The 18,010-nt window shown below is 68.1% G+C and carries 16 protein-coding genes and 4 pseudogenes; 8 read left to right on the top strand and 12 right to left on the bottom strand.

Going from position 1 to position 18,010, the window contains the following annotated elements:
- Together J7024_RS32320 and J7024_RS32315 are read left to right on the top strand one after the other, a co-directional pair.
- Positions 1–146: pseudogene (locus J7024_RS32320) on the top strand (type II toxin-antitoxin system HipA family toxin); the annotation flags it as partial.
- Positions 147–254: 108 nt separating this feature from the next.
- Positions 255–1,490 (top strand): NADH:flavin oxidoreductase, encoded by a 1,236-nt coding sequence (locus J7024_RS32315; RefSeq protein ID WP_124826005.1) that lies wholly within the window; start codon positions 255–257, stop codon positions 1,488–1,490.
- 56 nt (positions 1,491–1,546) lie between these two features.
- On the opposite strand, the gene J7024_RS32310 is transcribed toward J7024_RS32315, so the two are convergent.
- A complete protein-coding gene (locus tag J7024_RS32310; protein WP_124826006.1) occupies positions 1,547–2,674 on the bottom strand; it encodes a 4-hydroxyphenylpyruvate dioxygenase family protein in 1,128 nt (375 codons plus the stop codon).
- A gap of 341 nt (positions 2,675–3,015) precedes the next feature.
- On the opposite strand from J7024_RS32310, the gene shiA reads away from it, so the two are divergent.
- On the top strand, positions 3,016–4,323 hold the full coding sequence (gene shiA / locus J7024_RS32305; protein WP_124826008.1) for a shikimate transporter: 1,308 nt from the start codon (positions 3,016–3,018) through the stop codon (positions 4,321–4,323).
- 211 nt (positions 4,324–4,534) lie between these two features.
- Positions 4,535–5,836 (top strand): UDP-N-acetylglucosamine 1-carboxyvinyltransferase, encoded by a 1,302-nt coding sequence (locus J7024_RS32300; RefSeq protein WP_124826009.1) that lies wholly within the window; start codon positions 4,535–4,537, stop codon positions 5,834–5,836.
- Between the two features lie 170 nt (positions 5,837–6,006).
- On the opposite strand, the gene J7024_RS32295 is transcribed toward J7024_RS32300, so the two are convergent.
- Both J7024_RS32295 and J7024_RS32290 read right to left on the bottom strand, forming a co-directional pair.
- Positions 6,007–6,420 (bottom strand): PIN domain-containing protein, encoded by a 414-nt coding sequence (locus J7024_RS32295; RefSeq protein WP_124826010.1) that lies wholly within the window; start codon positions 6,418–6,420, stop codon positions 6,007–6,009.
- A complete protein-coding gene (locus J7024_RS32290; protein ID WP_124826011.1) occupies positions 6,407–6,640 on the bottom strand; it encodes an AbrB/MazE/SpoVT family DNA-binding domain-containing protein in 234 nt (77 codons plus the stop codon). The genes J7024_RS32295 and J7024_RS32290 overlap by 14 nt, the downstream gene beginning before the upstream one ends.
- A 161-nt stretch (positions 6,641–6,801) precedes the next feature.
- Here J7024_RS32290 and J7024_RS32285 point away from each other — a divergent pair, with 161 nt between their 5' ends.
- The gene (locus tag J7024_RS32285; protein WP_124826012.1) at positions 6,802–7,572 is read left to right on the top strand and encodes an IclR family transcriptional regulator domain-containing protein; all 771 of its coding nucleotides are present in this window, start codon (positions 6,802–6,804) and stop codon (positions 7,570–7,572) included.
- A 39-nt stretch (positions 7,573–7,611) separates the two neighbouring features.
- Here the strand turns inward: J7024_RS32285 and J7024_RS32280 are convergent, their stop codons facing one another.
- From J7024_RS32280 to J7024_RS32260, 5 genes and pseudogenes are all read right to left on the bottom strand, one after another.
- Complete coding sequence (locus J7024_RS32280; protein ID WP_124826013.1) at positions 7,612–9,912, bottom strand: ATP-dependent DNA helicase; 2,301 nt, start codon at positions 9,910–9,912, stop codon at positions 7,612–7,614.
- On the bottom strand, positions 9,909–11,603 hold the full coding sequence (locus tag J7024_RS32275) for a VRR-NUC domain-containing protein (protein ID WP_234745812.1): 1,695 nt from the start codon (positions 11,601–11,603) through the stop codon (positions 9,909–9,911). The genes J7024_RS32280 and J7024_RS32275 overlap by 4 nt, the downstream gene beginning before the upstream one ends.
- A gap of 96 nt (positions 11,604–11,699) precedes the next feature.
- Positions 11,700–12,581, bottom strand: coding sequence for a MipA/OmpV family protein (locus J7024_RS32270; RefSeq protein WP_124826015.1), 882 nt, complete (start codon positions 12,579–12,581; stop codon positions 11,700–11,702).
- Positions 12,582–12,784: 203 nt separating this feature from the next.
- Positions 12,785–13,096 carry a hypothetical protein gene (locus J7024_RS32265; protein WP_096498664.1) on the bottom strand — a complete coding sequence of 104 codons (312 nt, stop codon included), beginning with the start codon at positions 13,094–13,096 and terminating at the stop codon, positions 12,785–12,787.
- 309 nt (positions 13,097–13,405) lie between these two features.
- A pseudogene (locus tag J7024_RS32260) lies at positions 13,406–13,691 on the bottom strand (hypothetical protein).
- A 142-nt stretch (positions 13,692–13,833) separates the two neighbouring features.
- Here J7024_RS32260 and J7024_RS32255 point away from each other — a divergent pair.
- The 3 genes and pseudogenes from J7024_RS32255 to J7024_RS32245 form a co-directional block, all read left to right on the top strand.
- Positions 13,834–14,082: a hypothetical protein gene (locus J7024_RS32255; RefSeq protein ID WP_175750582.1), complete on the top strand. Its 249-nt coding sequence runs from the start codon at positions 13,834–13,836 to the stop codon at positions 14,080–14,082.
- Between the two features lie 336 nt (positions 14,083–14,418).
- Positions 14,419–14,850 carry a CBS domain-containing protein gene (locus J7024_RS32250; protein WP_124826018.1) on the top strand — a complete coding sequence of 144 codons (432 nt, stop codon included), beginning with the start codon at positions 14,419–14,421 and terminating at the stop codon, positions 14,848–14,850.
- A gap of 66 nt (positions 14,851–14,916) precedes the next feature.
- Positions 14,917–15,102: pseudogene (locus J7024_RS32245) on the top strand (PRC-barrel domain-containing protein); the annotation flags it as partial.
- On the opposite strand, the pseudogene J7024_RS32240 reads toward J7024_RS32245, so the two are convergent.
- The 4 genes and pseudogenes from J7024_RS32240 to J7024_RS32225 all read right to left on the bottom strand — a co-directional run.
- Positions 15,094–15,533, bottom strand: a pseudogene (locus tag J7024_RS32240) (DUF4142 domain-containing protein); the annotation flags it as partial. The pseudogenes J7024_RS32245 and J7024_RS32240 overlap by 9 nt on opposite strands.
- A gap of 56 nt (positions 15,534–15,589) precedes the next feature.
- Positions 15,590–16,135 (bottom strand): complement resistance protein TraT, encoded by a 546-nt coding sequence (locus J7024_RS32235; RefSeq protein ID WP_234745811.1) that lies wholly within the window; start codon positions 16,133–16,135, stop codon positions 15,590–15,592.
- An 82-nt stretch (positions 16,136–16,217) separates the two neighbouring features.
- The gene (locus J7024_RS32230; RefSeq protein ID WP_175769988.1) at positions 16,218–16,628 is read right to left on the bottom strand and encodes a BON domain-containing protein; all 411 of its coding nucleotides are present in this window, start codon (positions 16,626–16,628) and stop codon (positions 16,218–16,220) included.
- 37 nt (positions 16,629–16,665) lie between these two features.
- Positions 16,666–18,010 (bottom strand): hybrid sensor histidine kinase/response regulator (locus tag J7024_RS32225; RefSeq protein WP_234745810.1); only part of this gene is annotated, 1,345 nt, incomplete at its 5' end.

Raw genomic sequence — 18,010 nt, 5'->3', positions numbered from 1 at the left:
TCCGTGCGGCCATGGCCGATGTGGCCGCACGCACCGAACCGGCGATCGCCGACGTCGCATCGCGCATTCCGGCGGATTTCCCGGCGGACGTCGCCGATGCGATCTTCGACGGCATGCGCCGTCAGGCGCGCAAGCTGGGCGGCTGACCGGACGGCGCGCCCGCGGCCATCGCCACGGGTCATCCACGCGGACGATGCACGCCGCTACCGACTGCGCACAATGGTCGCCGTGCCCATTCCCGATGCCTGCCCGACATGAAACCCGCTGCCCTCGATACCGCATTCACCCCGCTGCAGATCGGCCCGCTGACACTGAGCAACCGGCTGATCAAGTCGGCGACCAACGAAGGCATGACGCCGAACGGCGTGCCGTCGCGCGCGCTGGTGCGGTTTCACGAGCGCATCGCCGAGGGCGGCGCCGCGCTGACGACCGTCGCGTACTGCGCGATCAGCGACGACGGTCGTACGTTCGTCGACCAGGCACAGCTCGACGTGCCGACGATCCGGCAATTCCGCGCGCTTACCGATGCGGTCCATCGGCACGGCGCGGCGGCGTCCGCACAGATCACGCACGGCGGCTGCTTCACGTTCCTGCCGTCGCTGTCGACGAAGCGGCCGTTGAGCGCGTCGGGCGGTTTCAACAAGGTCGGCGTGATGAGCGGCCGCTTTCTGAAGCAGGCAATGACGCGCGATCAGATGAGCGCCATCGCCGACGAATTCGCGCGCGCGGCGCGGCATGCGCGCGACGCCGGGTTCGATGCGGTCGAAATCCACATGGGGCACGGCTATTTGCTGAGCCAGTTCCTGTCGCCGCTGTACAACCGCCGCCGCGATGCGTACGGCGGCGATGCGGCGCGGCGCGCGGCGTTTCCAGTCGAAGTGCTGCGCCGCGTGCTCGACGCGGTCGGCCGCGATCTCGCCGTGGTGTGCAAGATCGGCGTGACCGAAGGCGTGCGCGGCGGCGGGACGGCCGACGACGCGAGCGAGATCGCGCGGCTGCTCGAAGCGGAAGGCGCGCACCTGCTCGTGCTGAGCGGCGGAATGAACGTCGAATCGGTGTGGCAGTTGTTCGGCAGCCCGCTGCCCGGCGATGCGCGCGCGAACGCCGACAATGCGATCGTGCGCGCCGCGATGGCGCTGCAGAAACTCACCGAGCCGAAGATGGGCGCGTTTCGCGAAATGTACTTCCTCGAGCACTCGAAGAAGGTGCGCGCGGCCGTCCGGATGCCGCTCGCCTATCTCGGCGGCGTGCGCTCGCGCGAGAACGTCGCGCTGGCGATGCACGAAGGGTTCGATGCGGTCGCGCTGGCCCGCGCGCTCGTGTTCGAGCCGGATTTCGTCAACGGACTGCGCGATGGCCGGCTCGCCCGGTCAGGCTGCACGTCGTGCAACCGCTGCGTCGTGTCGATGTACACGCCGGGCGGCACCGCATGCGTGCTCCACGAGCCGAACGATCCGGCGCCGAACCGCATGCCGGCCGCCGGTGCATGACATTCGGCGGCGTGTAACGCTGCTTGCTGCTTGCCCGAGACAGCGGCAGCCGGCGATCAGCCGGCGTCGCGGGCGCGAGCGAGCGCCGCGAGGTTGCCTTCCCCGAACCCGTGGTGCCCTTTGCGCTGCACGATCTCGAAGAAGATCTCGCCGGGCCGGCGCTTGACGAAGGTCTGGAAGAACAGGCGCGGCACGCCGTCGCTGCCGATTTCGCCGTCGACCAGCACCGCGCGCCGACGCAGCGCGTCGAGATCGACACCGTGCCCCGGCAGTCGCGTGTCGACCTCGTCGTAGTAGCGTGCGGGCGGCTCGATGAACTCGACGCCGTTCGCGCGCAGCGCGTCGACGCTCGCCAGGATGTCGCCGGTCGAGAGCGCGACGTGCTGGACACCTTCGCCCGGATGGTCCGGCAGATACGCGTGCATCAGCTCCGTGCGCCGCGTGCCTTCTTCATAGACCGGAATGCGCACCGCACCGCACGGCGACACCATCACGCGCGATTCTTCAGACACATGCCAGTGCGCGTCGATTTCGTGGATTTCGCGGAAGTGCAGCAGGTCATGATAGAAGTCGAGCCACTCGCGCATGCGCCCCGCGCCGACCGTCTGCGTGAAGTGGTCGACCTGCTGCAGGCCGGTGCCCGCGCAGTCGAGATCGGTATGTGCGGTCGCGATGTCGATCGGCCGGAAGTCGATGTCGAAGATCGAGATATCGCCGACGCCGCCGCGCTGGCCGTCGCGCCCGCGCCAGCGGTCGACGAAATAGAGGTGTGAATCGCCGATGCCCTGGATCGCGGGAATCTTCAGTTCGCCGACGCCGATCCGCTCGCCTTCGAACGCCCACGCGCCCAGCTCGATCGCGCGCTCGAACGAACGCCGTGCGCTGGCCACGCGAATGCCGATCGCGCAGACGCCCATTCCATATTCCTCCGCGTAGCGCGCGGCGAACGAATCGGGTTCGGCGTTGATCAGGAACTGCATCTGCCCTTGCCGGTACAGCGTGACGTTCTTGCTGACGTGGCGCGCGATCGCCTTGAACCCGAGCTGCTCGAAGCGTTGCGCGAGCGCTTCCGGAACCGGCGCCGCGAACTCGACAAATTCCAGGCCGGCCATTCCGAGCGGATTGGCAGCCGAATCGGCAACGGGCGGCGTATCGCTGGACAGGGGGTGGGAATTACCGGGCATTCCATTCTCCGGAGACAAGCGGTCGATGGGGACGGCGCCCGGTACGGGCGGCACACCCGGCCGATGAGACGGCCGGATAGCCACGCGGATCGGGCGAACTTTTAATGGTGCAGATTTTAACCAGATCGTTCACTGCGGCACACCCTGGCCGAACGGGATATTGGCACGCCGCCTAGTGCAAACCCGGAAATCGTTCGATAATCGCACGTCATTGAACGATAATCGCGCACTTTGACCGATCGGCCAATTGCCGGGACGCGGCGCGCGCCCTATTCTCCGTTCACCCTTCGACTTCAATGCAGCATCGGACTCCACGATGCGCCGTACCAGGAGACACAGTCATGACCCCAACCATCGACACCCTCGACACCGCCGCCGGCGCCCGGGCGCGCAGCCAGGCCCGCAAGGCCGCGATCGGCAGTTTCGTCGGCGCCGTCGTCGACTGGTACGACTTCCTGTTGTACGGGATCGTCGCAGCACTCGTATTCAACTCCGAATTCTTCCCGAAAATCAGCCCGACGATGGGCACGCTCGCCGCGTTCGCGACGTTCGGCGTCGGCTTCCTGTTCCGCCCGCTCGGCGGCGTCGTGTTCGGCCACTACGGCGACCGGCTCGGGCGCAAGCGGATGCTTGTGCTGACCGTGATGCTGATGGGGCTGTCGACCGTCGCGATCGGCCTGCTGCCGACTTTCGCGTCGATCGGCTGGTGGGCGCCCGTGCTGCTGGTGCTGATGCGCGCGATCCAGGGTTTCGCGGTCGGCGGCGAATGGGGCGGCGCGGCACTGATGGCCGTCGAGAGCGCGCCGAAGCAGAAGAAGGCGTTCTACAGCAGCGGCGTGCAGGTCGGCTACGGTGTCGGGCTCGTGTTGGCCACTGGCATCGTGTCGATCCTGAGCCACACGCTCGGCGAGGCAGCGTTCAAGGCCTGGGCCTGGCGCCTGCCGTTCGTGTTCAGCATCGTGCTGGTGCTGATCGGCCTGTGGGTACGCAAGAGCATGGACGAATCGCGGGAGTTCGTCGAGAAGGTCGAGCACGGCAACCACAAGGTGCGCCTGCCCGTGCTGGAAGCGCTCACGCGCCACCCGAAGGCGTTCCTGTTGATCGTCGCGCTGCGTCTTGCCGAACTGTTCACGATGTATATCGTCACCGCGTTCGCGCTCAGCTATTCGACCACGAACCTGGGCATGTCGCGCGACCTGTTCCTGAACATCGGCCTGCTGGTCGGCGCGGTGAGCTGCGTGACGATCCCGTGCTTCGCGTGGCTGGCCGACCGCTTCGGTCTGCGCCGCATCTACCTGATCGGCGCGCTGATCGGCCTCGCAGCAGCGGTGCCGTTCTTCGTCGCGCTGGAATCGCGCTCGACCGTATGGATCGTGATCTGCTCGATCCTGCTGGCGAATGCCGCGCACGACATGGTTGTGAGCGTCCAGCAGCCGCTCTTCACCGAGCTGTTCGGCGCGGAATACCGTTACAGCGGCGCGGGCGTCGGTTACCAGTTCGCGAGTGTGGTCGGCGGCGGGTTCACGCCGTTCATCGCGGTGGCGCTCGTCAGCATCGCCGGTGGCTCGTGGCACCTCGTCGCCGGCTATCTCGCAGTGGGTTGCCTGATCTCGCTGGTGGTCGCCGCGCGGATGCGGGCGGCGCAGTGATCGGGTGACCGGATGGCCGGTGCGCGGTGCGCGTCCGGCCATTTCCCGCGCCCCCCTGCTCGCGCATACCGAACGGTACGGACGCCATCCAACGTCAAACACCGTCAATCACACGCGCAGCCCCCCCTTTTTCGCCTCTGAACATTCCACGCCGCCCGCCGACCAGTGGCATCATATGGGCCTACGTCAGTCACCGATACGCCCCCATATCATGTCGAATCTCATCGTCCACGGCGGCACCCCGCTGCGCGGGGACATCAAGCCGTCCGCGAACAAGAACGCCGTCCTGCCGATTCTGTGCGCAACCCTGTTGACCGATCAACCGCTGCGCCTCGTCGGCGTGCCGGACATCACCGACGTACGCAAGATCCTCGACATCTTCCGCGCGCTGGGCAGCGACGTGTCGGTCGACTTCGCGACAGGCATCCTCGAGCTCCACCATCGCAATACGACGTTCGATCCGGCCGTCCACCGGCTGCCGGAAGCGATGCGCTCGTCGATCATGCTGATTCCGCCGCTGCTCGCGCGCTTCGGCGTCGCGCGCCTCGAGAACGACGTGAAGGGCTGCACGCTCGGCGTGCGCGAAATCGATCCGCACGTCGAGGTGTTCGAGCGTTTCGGCGCGCATATCGAGCGCACGCCCGATTCGCTGATCGTCCGCGCCGACGGCCCGCTGACGGCGAACGACCACTGGTTCGACTACGCGTCGGTGACGACCACCGAAAACTTCGCGCTGTGCGCAACAGCTGCAGGCGGCACGTCCACGCTGATGAACGCAGCGTCCGAGCCGCACGTGCAGGAGTTCTGCCAGTTCCTGGCGATGATCGGCGTCGCGATCGAGGGCATCGGCACTTCGCGCCTGTGCGTGACAGGCGGCGGCAAGCTCGGCGGCGGCGAATTCCGCTTCGCCGAGGATTTCCACGAAATCGCGACGTTCCTCGCGCTCGGCGCGATCACGGGCGGCGACATCACGGTGCGCAACTCGTCGCCGGAGCATTTCCCGCTGATCGACCGCACGTTCGCGAAGTTCGGCGTGAACATCACGCACCGCGACGGCTGGTCGCGCGCGGAACGCGACGGCCCGCTGCGCGTGCGCCGGCCGTTCACGCAGAACATCCTGACCAAGGTCGAAGCCGCACCGTGGCCGTACCTGCCGGTCGACCTGCTGCCGATCTTCATCGCGCTCGGCGTGCGTGCGGAAGGCAGCGCGATGTTCTGGAACAAGGTCTACGACGGCGCGCTCGGCTGGTCCGGCGAACTGTCGAAGTTCGGCGCGCACGTGCTGCTGTCGGATCCGCACCGCCTGATCACGTTCGGCGGGCTGCAACTGACGCCGGCGCGCGTCGAAAGCCCTTACATCATTCGCGTCGCGATCGCGCTGCTGATGGTGGCCGCGAGCATCGAAGGCCGCTCGGAAATCATGAACGCGCTGCCGATCCGCCGCGCGCATCCGCATTTCGTCGAAAACCTGCGTTCGGTCGGCGCGAACGTCGAGTGGACGAGCAGCGAGTAACGTTCGTCCGGATGCGGCGGGCGTAACGTTCGCGCCGCATCCGACTCGCCCGCTTTTCACATTCGACCCGCGGCGCCGATACGCCGGAGAACCCTCTTCATCCATCGGTGGCCGTCGGGTTCGCCCATCGTCACTCTCGGCTGCGCCCGCGTGCCAGGAACCGCCGGCATTCACGCAAACGGATTTCGCAACTCCGGACCGCCCGCCACTCGCAAGCCATCGTGCATGTCTTCGGTGTAGAGGTATTCACACCCCTCGATCGAAGCAGTTGCCACGATGCACGCGTCGTAGAAAGACAAGCGGTGCCACTCCGCGAGCCGTCGCGCGAGGTCGTGCGCATCGACCGTGATCGGCACGACACGGCACAAACTCCTGATCGGCTCCAGAAACTGCCCCACGTCCCGCCACGGCATTCGCAATTTGCGACTGCAAACGCTGGCGACTTCGTTCAGTACCTGGACACTGATGGTCGGCCGCCGGAGAAACAGTGCTTCCGCGAGGTTTGCCTTGGTTTCGTCCTCGGACAGCAGATAAAGCACGACATTGCTGTCGACGAACGATTTCTCGGACTCAATCCTGCTCATTCGCATCGTCCCGGCTGAACTTGAAATCGGCAGGCAGCTTGCCCCTGAAACGCCTCAACCGCTGCAGAAGCTCGTCGGGCCTCGGCTTGCGACTCACGGCAAAAACCCGAGGGCTATCGACCACGATTTCGATATCGTCCCCTTCGCGGAGCTCCAGTGCGTCGACCACGCTGGCCGGAAGGCGAACCGCCAGGCTATTGCCCCACTTTGCAACCTGCATATGAGCCTCCATGGATATACGCGATAAATTGTATATCTACAATGCAAATCCGCAAGCTAACCGATTGGACGGCTCGGATGCCGCGCGCTCGCTTTGCCGCACGACTCGCGCGATAATCGCCCATTCTTGCGCGAACAGCGCACATCCACCCCAACGCCTCCATGAAAAAGCCCGAACTCGACCGACGCGACTGGATTGCCGGCCTCGAAAAAGGCCTGATGATCCTCGAGGCGTTCGACAGCCAGCACGCGCGCATGACGCCCACCCAGGCCGCCGCCCGCACCGGCCTCACGCGCACGGCCGCGCGCCGCTACCTGCTGACGCTCGAATCGCTCGGCTACGTGTACACCGACGGCAAGCTGTACGGCCTCACGCCGCGCGTGCTGCGGGTCGGCTGGTCGTACTTCGATTCCGCGCGCCTGCCGCGCACGGTCCAGCCGTATCTGCAGCAACTGAGCGCGTCGCTGAACGAATCGGCGTACGTGAGCGTGCTCGACGGATGGGAGCTCGTGTTCATCGCGCGCAACGGCGTGTCGCGCGTGATGACGACGGGCTTCGTGCTCGGCGCGCGCGTGCCGGCGCCGCTGACGTCGCCGGGCGTCGTGTTGCTCGCGCATCATCCGGATCGGGAAGCCGTCCGCACGTGGCTCGACGACACGGCGCTCGCGCCGTTCACGCCGCACACGATCACCAACAAGGCGCGCCTGCTCGAACAAGTCGACCACGCCCGCGACGCAGGCTACGCGGTGATCGAACAGCAATTGCAGGTCGGCGTGCGCGGAATCGCGGTGCCGCTGAAGAACCGTCATGGCACAGTCGTCGCCGCGCTGAGCACGAACATGCCGATCGGCGCGGAGACGACCGATGCGGCAGTGCGCCGCGTGCTGCCGCATCTGCAGGAAGCCGCGCTCGCGATGCTCAACGTGCTGTAGGCGCAAGCACCCGGCCCTTGCGGCACCCGCGCCGCGACCTCACCCGATCCGCCACCACCTCGGCAGCAGGTCGCGCACCTCCCGCCGCCGGTAGCGATCGTCGATCAGATGCACGACGCCCTCGTCGTGTTCGGTGCGGATCACGCGTCCGGCCGCCTGCACGACCTTCTGCAAGCCCGGATACAGGTACGTGTAGTCGTATCCGTTGCCGAAACGCGCATCCATCGCGCGTCGCATCTGCTCGTTGACGTCGTTGACCTGCGGCAGCCCGAGCGTCGCGATGAACGCACCGATCAGCCGCTCGCCGACCAGGTCCACACCTTCCGAGAACGCGCCGCCCAGCACCGCGAAGCCGACGCCGCGGCCGCCCGCATCGAAGCGGGCGAGAAACGCGTCGCGCTCGCTTTCAGCCATGCCGGGCGCCTGGGCCCACACGGGCACGTCCGGATGCCGAGCCTGCATCAGTGCGACGACGCGCCCGAGATAGTCGAAGCTGCTGAGAAAACCGAGGTAGTTGCCGGGTCGCGTCGCGTACTGCGCGGCGATCAGGTCCGCGATCGGTTCGAGCGAACGGTCGCGGTCGCGCCAGCGCGTCGACACATGGCTCGCGACGCGCACGGTCAACTGCTCGGCGCGAAACGGCCCCTCGACGTCGAGCCAGCCGGTATCGGCCGGCAGCCCGAGCGTGTCGCGATAGAAATGGAACGGGCTCAGCGTGCCGGAAAACAGCACGGTCGCACGCGCAGCCTCGTAGCGCGACGCGAGAAAACCGGCCGGGATCACGTTGCGCACGCACAGCGTCGACTGGATACGGCGTCGGCGCGCGGCCGGCGCAACGCCGTCGAGCCCCGACTGGCGCGGCAGCGGCTCCCCGTGCAGCGTCGCATCGAAGATCGACGCGCTGTCGAACGCGTCGGCGAGCACGCCGAACTGGATCGCCTCGAAATGAAAGCGCAGCAGCGCGTCGTCGTTCGCGCGCGGCGCATCGGTCAGGTGTTCGCCGATCGCCGAGACGAGGTTCTGCACTGCCGACACGATCGGGCCGGGAATGTCGGGATACGCCGCATAGCGCCCGGTTTGTGCACGATTGAGGGTGCCCCACGCGCGTGCGAGCCGGTCGAACGGCTTGCGCAGCGCCACCGGCGCGGCCTCGCGCGCGGCGGCGAACGCGAACGGGTCGAGCGACGCACTGTACATCTTGCGCGCTCGGTCGAGCAGGTTGTGCGCTTCGTCGACGAGCACGCCGACGCGCCACTGGTTCTGTTGCGCGAGCGTGTGCAGCATCGCGCTGCCGTCGTAGTAGTAGTTGTAGTCGCCGATCACCATGTCCGACCAGCGCGCCAGCTCCTGCGCGAGATAGTACGGGCAGACGTCATGCGCGAGCGCCGCCTCGCGCACGGTCGCACGATCGAGCAGCCCGGCGCCGATCGCCGCGTCGCGCGCGGCCGGCAGCCGGTCGTAGAAGCCCTGCGCGAGCGGACACGATTCGCCGTGACACGCGAGGTCAGGATGCTCGCACGCCTTGTCGCGCGCGACGAGCTCCAGCACGCGCAGCGGCAGCGCCGGCGTGCCGGCGCCGAGCGTCGTCGCTGCTTCGAGCGCGAGCGCACGCCCGGGCGTCTTTGCGGTCAGGAAGAACACGTGATCGAGCTCGCCCTCGCCGCATGCCTTCAGCAACGGAAATACCGTGCCGACCGTCTTGCCGATACCGGTCGGCGCCTGCGCCATCAGGCAGCGTTCGTCGCGCGCCGCGCGATAGACCGACACCGCCAGTTCGCGCTGCCCGCTGCGAAATTGCCCGTGCGGAAACGTCAGCGTACGCAGCGCCGCATCGCGGGCCGCGCGATGCGCGGTCTCGCGCTCCGCCCAGTCGACGAAACAGGCACACTGCTCGGCGAAGAACGCGGCGAGTTCGCTCGCGCCCAGCGTTTCGGTCAGCACGGTCTCGCGCTCGGACACGATGTCGAAATACACGAGCGCGACGCCGATTTCCGGAAGGTCGCGCGCGTCGCACATCAGGTGCGCATAGACCTTCGCCTGCGCCCAGTGCAGCGCGCGGTGATTGGCCGGCATCGCATCGAGGCTGCCGCGATAGGTCTTGATTTCCTCGATCCGGTTCGCGACCGGATCGTAGCCGTCCGCGCGTCCGCGCACGGTGAGCGTGCCCCACGTGCCGGTCAGCGCGATCTCCGTTTCATAGCGCGCGCCGCGGTTCGACGTGACGGCGCCGTGGCCCGCGATCCCTTCGAGCGCGGTCGGCGCGGGCGTGAAGCGCAGGTCGAGATCGCCGCGCCGCGCGGTGAACTCGCACATCGCCCGCACCGCGACGACATAGCTCATGCGGACAGCCCCGCCGCTTCGGCCGGCTCGACACCGGCGCCCGCCCATTCGACATCGACGACGCGCACCGGAATCCCGTGCGCGATGCAGTACGCGAGCCAGCGTGTCTGGTTATCCTGCAGCCGGTCGCCGGGGCCTTTCACCTCGATCAGTTCATAGCGCCGCTCGCCGGGCCAGAAACGGACGAGATCGGGCAGCCCCGAGCGGTTGCTGCGGATATCCGCGAGCAGGCGCGTGAACCACCGCCGCAGATGCTCGGGCGGCAGGCACGCCAGCGCCTCGTCGAGCAGTTCGTCGGACAGCACGCCCCAGAACACGAACGGCGATTGCAGCCCCGCCTTCGTCGCGTAGTGACGAAGGATCGTATCGCGATAAGCGCCCGAGTCGAGCTGCGCAAAGCAGGCGGCGAACGCATCGGTGCGGCGCACCGCGAAATCGGGTGCATGCAGGTCGGCCGGCCCCCGCTGGAACGGGTGAAAGAATGCGCCGGGCACGGCCGCGAACACGGGCTCCCAGCACAGCAGCCCGAACAGCGAATTGATCAGCGTGTTCTCGACGTAATGAACCGGCGCTTCGGGCTGCGCCAGATGATCGCGCACGGCGAATTCGACGCTGACGAACGCATCGGGGCGCGCCAGCACCAGCGTCTCGCGCGGCACGTCCGGCGCGGCATGCGCGCGTTCGACCCGCTGTCCGACGCGCCGCTGCAGACGCGGCAGCATCCGTTCGACGCGCTGGCGTTCCTCGTCGCTTTCGAAGCCGTTGCGCGCGTCGAGCGCCAGCGCGAGCGCGTCGTCGTCGCGTCCGCAGCGTTCGAGCACGCGAATGCGCCGATGGCGGCTGCCCGGCCACGCGCTGCGCGCATACGCGTCGAGCGCGGCGGGCCAGTCGGCACGGCGCTCGCAGATTTGCCCAAGCGTAAACAACAGCTTCGCGCGGCGCGTCGCGAGCCACGGCTGCACGCAACTCACCGCGTCGATTGCACGCAGCAGATCGTCGAACGGCAGGTCGTCGGGCCACGCCTCGAGCGCTTCGCGGCAAGTCTGCAAGGCGAGATACGTATCGACGTCGTCGCGCTGCTGGAACGCGCGCGACGACGGCGCGAACGGCACGCTCTCGTACTGGAATACGCCGAGATCGGCGAGCACGAATTCGCTCCAGTCCTGATGCAGATTGCCGAAGAACATCAGCCGCAACCGGTCGCACAGCGCGCCGACAGTCACGCGCAGCACGCGATCGTCGGCCTGTTCGAACCATGCATGGAGCGGTTGCGCGACATCGTGCGCGGGTCGCAGCCGCTCAAGCCATTCGGGCTTGCGCTCGCCCGCGTGCGCGGCGAGCGCCGGAAACACCTTCAGCAGATCGGCCTTGGTCGACAGTGCGAACAGTTCGTCGAGCGAGAGCGCGGGCGCCGGATCGACCCAGCCGAGCGCGACGAGCGGCGCGGCCGCGTCGAGCGGGCAGCCGATTTCGTCGTAGACGAGCTTGCTGGCGCGGAAATCGAACCCGTTGCGCATCAGCATCCGCACGAGCAGCGCGCGCGATGCCTGCGGCAACTGCGGGAAATGGCGCAGAAACGCGTGCTCGTGCTCGTCGAGCAGGTCGTCGTAACGCTCGCCGAGCCAGGCCAGCGCGCGTTCGAAATTGGTCAGGTAGTAAAACGCCGGGGGCGTCGGCGATGCAGGCGTCACGGGGATCGATCACTGTACGTTTGTACAGGTCGCAATCATATCAAATGTGACGAAAAATGCCCCACGCCACGGATGACCCGCCCGGCTCGGTTCCGCTCAGAACTGGTAATTCACCGACATGTCGAATACGCCGTTCGTCGACTGCTGCGTGATCGGGCTACGCCGTGCGCGGCCCACCAGTTGTTCGATCGCGCCGTCCATCGTCACGAACCAGTGCTTGTCCACGAACCAGACCATCGTCACGCCCGCGCCGTACGACTTCATCCCGGCGCTCGCCGAATAGGCCGGCAGCCCGGAACGCGCCGACGCGCCAGGACTCACGCCGAACCAGCTGTTCATGTAGCGCGAATCGGCGAACGACACGGTCGGCCCCGCAAACCAGAAGAAATGCTCGTTGCTGCCGGGCATCGGCATGTACGCGGAGAAATCGCCGATCCAGCCGTTCGATCCGCCGATGCTGCGGCGGACATCGGCGCGCAGCACGAGCGGGAAATCCTTCGAGATCACGTAGTCGGCCGCAAGCTTCATCACCGGCGCCGCATTGATGTTGTCGAGACCGTTCAGGTGGCCGAGATCGTCGGCCGAACGGCGCCCGAGGTCATAGCCGACCGACATGCTCACGCGCCAGTTCGGCCCGCGCAGCACGTTCGCGCCGAGCCCCTCGCCCGTCGACAGGAAGAACAGGTCGCGATAGCGCACGTCGAAATTCGGGCCGCCCATCACGCGATAGCGATCGGAGCCCGCGTAACGCGGCTGCAGCGTCATCGCGGCGCCGAAGCTGGCCTGCCACGTGGGAACGGCCGGATTGAACAGCTTCTGCAGCGGGATGCCCGCCGAGTATTGCCATTCGCCGAGCGGCGAAGGCGTCTGTGCCGACGCGTCGCGCGCGCCGGATGCCGCGAGCGCGGCGAAGGCCGACAGGCCGGATACGAACCGGCGTGTAGCGGGCGACAACAGCAGGCGAGCAATGGTCGTCAAGGCGGTCTCCGTCGGTTGCGCAAAACGAACCTGAGGGAAAGCGCGTCGCGCTCGATCGGCTGCCACGACAAACCGCCGACGGCGCGAACGTAGTGTGCGCTGAATTAAGGGACATCCTACGCGACACGCGCGAAGCCGCAAAGCGCCCGTTGCATGCGGGCACTTTGCCGGATTCCGGTACGCGCAGGTGGATCGTCGCGGAATCAGAAACGCTCGACGTGGTAATCACCGGCGAGCGCGGCGGGACTGCGTGTCGACATCATGCGCGAGAAGCCGTCCGCGAGCCGTCCGAGCGCGAGTTGCTTCTGGCTCGCGTCCCAGTGCGTGTAGGTGTCGTACGCGGAATCGTCGAACGACACGGTGACGGCGACCGGGCGGCCGCTCGCACGAAAGCCGATATGGAGCACGCCGCCCGGCAATTCCTCGATGTGATAGCGCAACGAACGCGACTCGAAATAGCGGCCCAGCACCTGAGCGATCGCGCGCTTGTCCGGCGATTGCACGTGAATGTCCATGATGGTCCTCCCTTCAGTGATCGCGCGGCCGGCTTCGGTTCGCTGCATCCGCCCGGCATCCGCATCGGCGGCGGTTGCGACGGCGGATCGCCCTGCGGCGGCCCCGCCGGCACGGGCGGATCCACCGGATCGTCGTGCTCGGGCCACGCCGGGTCGGGCTCGACGTCGGGGATCGGTTCGGGACGGTGCAGCATGGATGGCGTGCTCATGTCACTCCTGCGCGGCGGCTCGCGCGTGTCGATTGGCGCGGCGAGCGCGCGCAAGCGGCGTGCCTGCACGCTGCCAACCCTGCGATACCATGCGGCCCGCTCACCCGTCGCAAGCCGCCATCACGAGCCACATCGTGCGCCCTTCCCCGGCAAGTTGCACGGCAAGCGAACGGATCGGACGGCGCGCATCGCACGACCCTCGCTTGCCGGCCCCTCGTGGACGGCATGTTCGGTTCGCGCACCGCGTCCATGCCGGCGAACAGGCGCTGCGCGGGGCGACAGGTCGGCGATTCGCGCTTCCATATATCGAAACGCCCGCGCACATGACTGAAATCGTCGCCGCACACGTTCGCGTCGTAACGTATCCTTTCCCTGGGTTCATTCATCACGATTTCCTCTCGCCCACGCCGGCGGCGTGCGGGCCTCGCGTCCGCCGGCGCCGGCGGCTCGATGGCGGCAAGGGCCGTGCCGCCGCCGATACGCGGCACGGCGCTTGCGCCCGTCGTAACCCGTAAAGGAGGTTCGATCATGACCGTTCACGCCACCGGCCGCCGCGACGCCGTGTTACCGGCCGCCGGAGCATTCCGGCTCGCCACGTCGCGCCCGCCGTCCGAAGACAAGACGGAGGAGCGCATCGACGAAGGGCTCGAAGAAACGTTTCCGGCCAGCGACCCGCCCGCCGTCGGCGGCGCGACCCGCATCGACCCCGCCAAACCGTCCGGCGGACGCGAACGTCGCGCGCCCGACACCCCACCATCGCCTCGCGATCACGGCTGACGGCGGCATCCGGTCCGAGGTGCGCCAGCCTACGAAAGAGCGGATCAACCGGAGCGAAACAGATGAAACGCATGGAACGAGCCTGGCATGAAGTCAGCGGCGCCGCGGCGTCGCGTCGCTGGCCGCGCTCGAGAGCGCGCTGGTTCTCGCAATCGTCGCGATGACGGGCGTCGGCCGCTGACGTCGCTCGCGTCCCGGCCGCGGTTCCCGCCGTGGAAGATGTACAAGCGTGCTGGCAAATTTCTCCGTGCCCCGGCCGTGCGGGCCCGGCACGTACCGCGCCGAGCGCGGCACGCGTCCTGCTCGCACATCGCCTCGCTTACGAAGGAGGCGTTCATGTATCGCGTCAACGAGATCATGTCGCGCGACGTGGTGTGCGTCGCGCCCACCGACACGATTCGCCATGCGGCCGAATCGATGCAGCGCTTCGACATCGGCGTGCTGCCGGTTTGCGACGGCACCGGGCTCGTCGCGATCGTGACGGATCGCGACCTCGCAGTGCGTGCGCTGTCGCGCGGCCATTCGCCCGACACGCCCGTGATGGCGGTCGCATCCGCACCCGTGCAGTGGTGCGTCGAGGACGACGGTGTCGGCGACGTGCAGCAGCGGATGGCCGACGTGCAGTTGCGCCGGATGCCGGTGCTCGACGGCAACAGGCAACTCGTCGGCATCGTGTCGCTCGGCGACATCGCGACACGCGCGGGCGGCCCCGCTCGCGACGAGCTGGCCAACACGCTCGAGGACATGTCATTGCCGCGGCGTCGCTGAGCGACGCCGCCTTCATCCATGTGGCGCCCGCGGCAAGCCCGGCGCCCCTTCGACCTGGAGACTGCGATGACAACGGACAGGGCGTCGCGCACGCGCGCGCGCATCGTCGGCGACGGCAGCCGTTCAGCCGGCGGGCCGGGTCCGGACGTGATGGTTGCCGGCACGCTGGAAGACCACCACGTGCTGACGATGGATGGCGACGACATCGGCAAGGTCACGAACATCATGCTCGACGTCCGCTCGGGCCGGATCGACACGCATCCCCACCTGCACGGGCTTGCCCTTTTGCGCGCCGAGCCGGCGCAATGCGCCGGCGATACGGCCGCGATCGTCGACCATCCGGCGCGCGAACGCCTTCACGTCCGGATTCGACGATCGATCGAGCGCGAGTTGGCTCGCCTGCAGTTGCGTCCTGCCGACGATGCTCGCCTTGTCGACGAATTCGGCGTTGATGCGGTCGGCCGCCGCGTCATGTCGGCCTCGTCGGCGGTCTCGTCGGCGGCCTCGCCGGGGCGCATGACGCCCGGCGCGACCTGCACCGACGAGGCGCTCGCCGTCTGCGCACACGCGGGCGCCGCCGCCAGCGCGCAACCCGTCGCGAGCATGCCCGATACCAGCCCGCGCGCGAGGCCTGCGGCTCCCGTGGATCGGCATCCGCTCCGGCGCTTTCCACCCGGCCGCATCCGGATCTCCGGTTCCGCCGAAGGCTCGAACCGGCCGAACGCTGCAGGTGCGCGCATCATGCGGGGCGATGCGCGGACGTGAAGAAATCGGTCCACGCGCCTTTTTGCCATGCGCCTTCGACCAGCTCGATCGACAGCGCGCCGCACGCCAGCAGCGTACGCTCCGTGAACGTCGCCGTGCGCCTCCTGACGTGCGCGGCCAGCACGACTCCGTTCTCGCATTGTTTCAGCGCACCATGGCCTTCCGGCGCATCGCCGTTCATCTTGCCAAGCGCACCGCACAGCGCGCCAACGTAGCCGCCGACCAGCGGCACGCCGATCCATGCGAGCGGCGAATGAAGCCCGCCGAGATACAGCAAGGCGGAGCCCGCCAGCCCGACGATCGCGCCGATGGCCACGCCCTCCAGCGCGCCGATGCCGCCCGGGCGCGCCGCGGAATCCGCATAGACGTCGCCGCCGAGCCAGAACAGCGCGTGCTGCCCCGGCGGATTGAGAAAGAAGACCTTCACGTCGTCCCGATGCATGGCGTGGCCGCGCAATTGTTCCGCGCAGTGCTCCGCCCGCTCGAGCGTCGAGAAACGGCCCGCGATGATGGTGTCCATGTCGAACCCTCCTGCCTGGTGCCGCGCAGGGCCGCGAGACGCGCGACGCCCGATCGGCCCCGACGCTTGCCCGCGCATCACGTTACTTCCGGCGAATCTGCAGCCTGTCGCGCACGCCGCGCACGCCGTCGACGTCGTGCACGACCCGGACCGCGGTCGCATGTTGCGGCGCGTCGGGCACACTGCCCGTCAGCTCGGCCACGCGGCCGTGGACCTGCACGTCGATGTCGTCGGACGCCAGCCCCCGCTCGGCGACGAGCGCGGCCCGAATACGGGACGCGAGCGTCGCATCGCGAAGCTGGCCGCCGACGGCCGACGCCTGGCTCGCGAGCGTCGCCCGAACGCTTTCGTCCGCCGACGCGTAGCGAGGCATCGCGATCCATGCACACGACAGCATCAGTATGCTCGCGATCCGTCCGACCGGCGGCATGCGCCGGATGCGTGCCGAGGCCCGGGGGGCGCCCTCGCGCGGCGTGTTTTCCGATCCTTTCATCGCACCTCCTGGCGGGTGGGCGGATGCGGCCCGCGCGTCAGCGACGCGGGCCGATTCCGGCCTTCCGGTCATCCGGCGATACGTCGACGATCACGCTCGCCAGCGTCGGCATGTCGACCGGCTTGCACAGATACGCATCGAAACCGGCGGCCATCACCCGGTTGCGGTCCGTGCTGCCCGCATGCGCGGTCACCGCGACGACCGGCAAGCGTGCGCGGCCGTCCGGCAGATGCCGGATATGCTCGAGCAGCCAGAAGCCGTCGCCGTCCGGCATCGCGAGATCGGACAGCACGACGCTCGGGCGCTGCCGTGCGACGACGTCGAGCGCGTCGTGTCCCGATTGCGCGGTCGACACCTGTGCGCCGAGCGTTTCGAGCGCCGCGGCGAGACTCGCGCGCGACGTCGCGTCGTCGTCGACGACCAGCACGCGCTGGCCGTCGAGCGCGACCGCCGTCGATGCGCCGCTCGGCCGCAGCGGGTGGCCGAACGAATCGTCGCCGTCCGCGTCGACCGGCAGCATGACCGTGACCGTCGTGCCGCGCCCAACGCCGTCGCTCGTCGCCGCGACTTCGCCGCCGTGCAGCCGTGCGATGTTGCGCACGATCGACAGCCCGAGCCCGAGACCGCGCTTCGGCGACGCCGACGCGCCTTCGGGCCGGTTGAACGTGTCGAACAGATGGGGCAGGCGCTCGGCGGAAATGCCCTGCCCGGTATCGGTGACCGACAGGCTGACGCGCGCCCCGGCGCGCGTCAGCGAGATCCTAACGCGTCCGCCCGGCGGCGTGAACTTGATCGCGTTCGACAGCAGGTTGGACAGCACCTGGCGCAGACGCTCGCCGTCGGCGGAAATCACGCAGTTGGCCATCGTGCAGTCGGTCGACAACTGGAGCCCGTTCGCCTCGGCACTCGCGCCGAGTTCGCGCGCCGCTTCGCGCACGATCCGCACGAGGTCGACCGGCATGCATTCGAGGCGCATGCGGCCGGTTGCGAGCGACGATGCGTCGAGCAGGTCGCCGACCATGTGCGCCAGCGATCGCGCACTGCGGTCGATCGCGTCGATCGCCTGGTGCGCGAAGCCCTGACCGTCGGCGCTGCGCAGCACTTCGACCCAGCCGTAGATCACGTTCAGCGGCGTGCGCAATTCGTGCGACACGATGGCCAGCAACTCGTCCTTCATCCGGTTCGACTCGTCGGCCTGCACGCGCGCGTCGTGCGCGCCACGCAACGAGCGCACGTCGCGCCGCTCTTCGCGGCGACGCTCGCGTGCCTCGCGCAGCGTCATCGACAAACCGGTGCAGTTGCCCTGTGCGTCGACGATCGGCGACGCCGCGACAGTCGCGCGAAAGCGGCCGCCGTCGCGACGCAAACAGAGGATGTCGAGC

The sequence above is a fragment of the Burkholderia sp. WTPI3 genome (genome assembly GCF_021483755.1).
Classification (GTDB): Bacteria; Pseudomonadota; Gammaproteobacteria; order Burkholderiales; family Burkholderiaceae; genus Burkholderia.
This window is presented reverse-complemented; position numbering and strand designations above follow the sequence as displayed.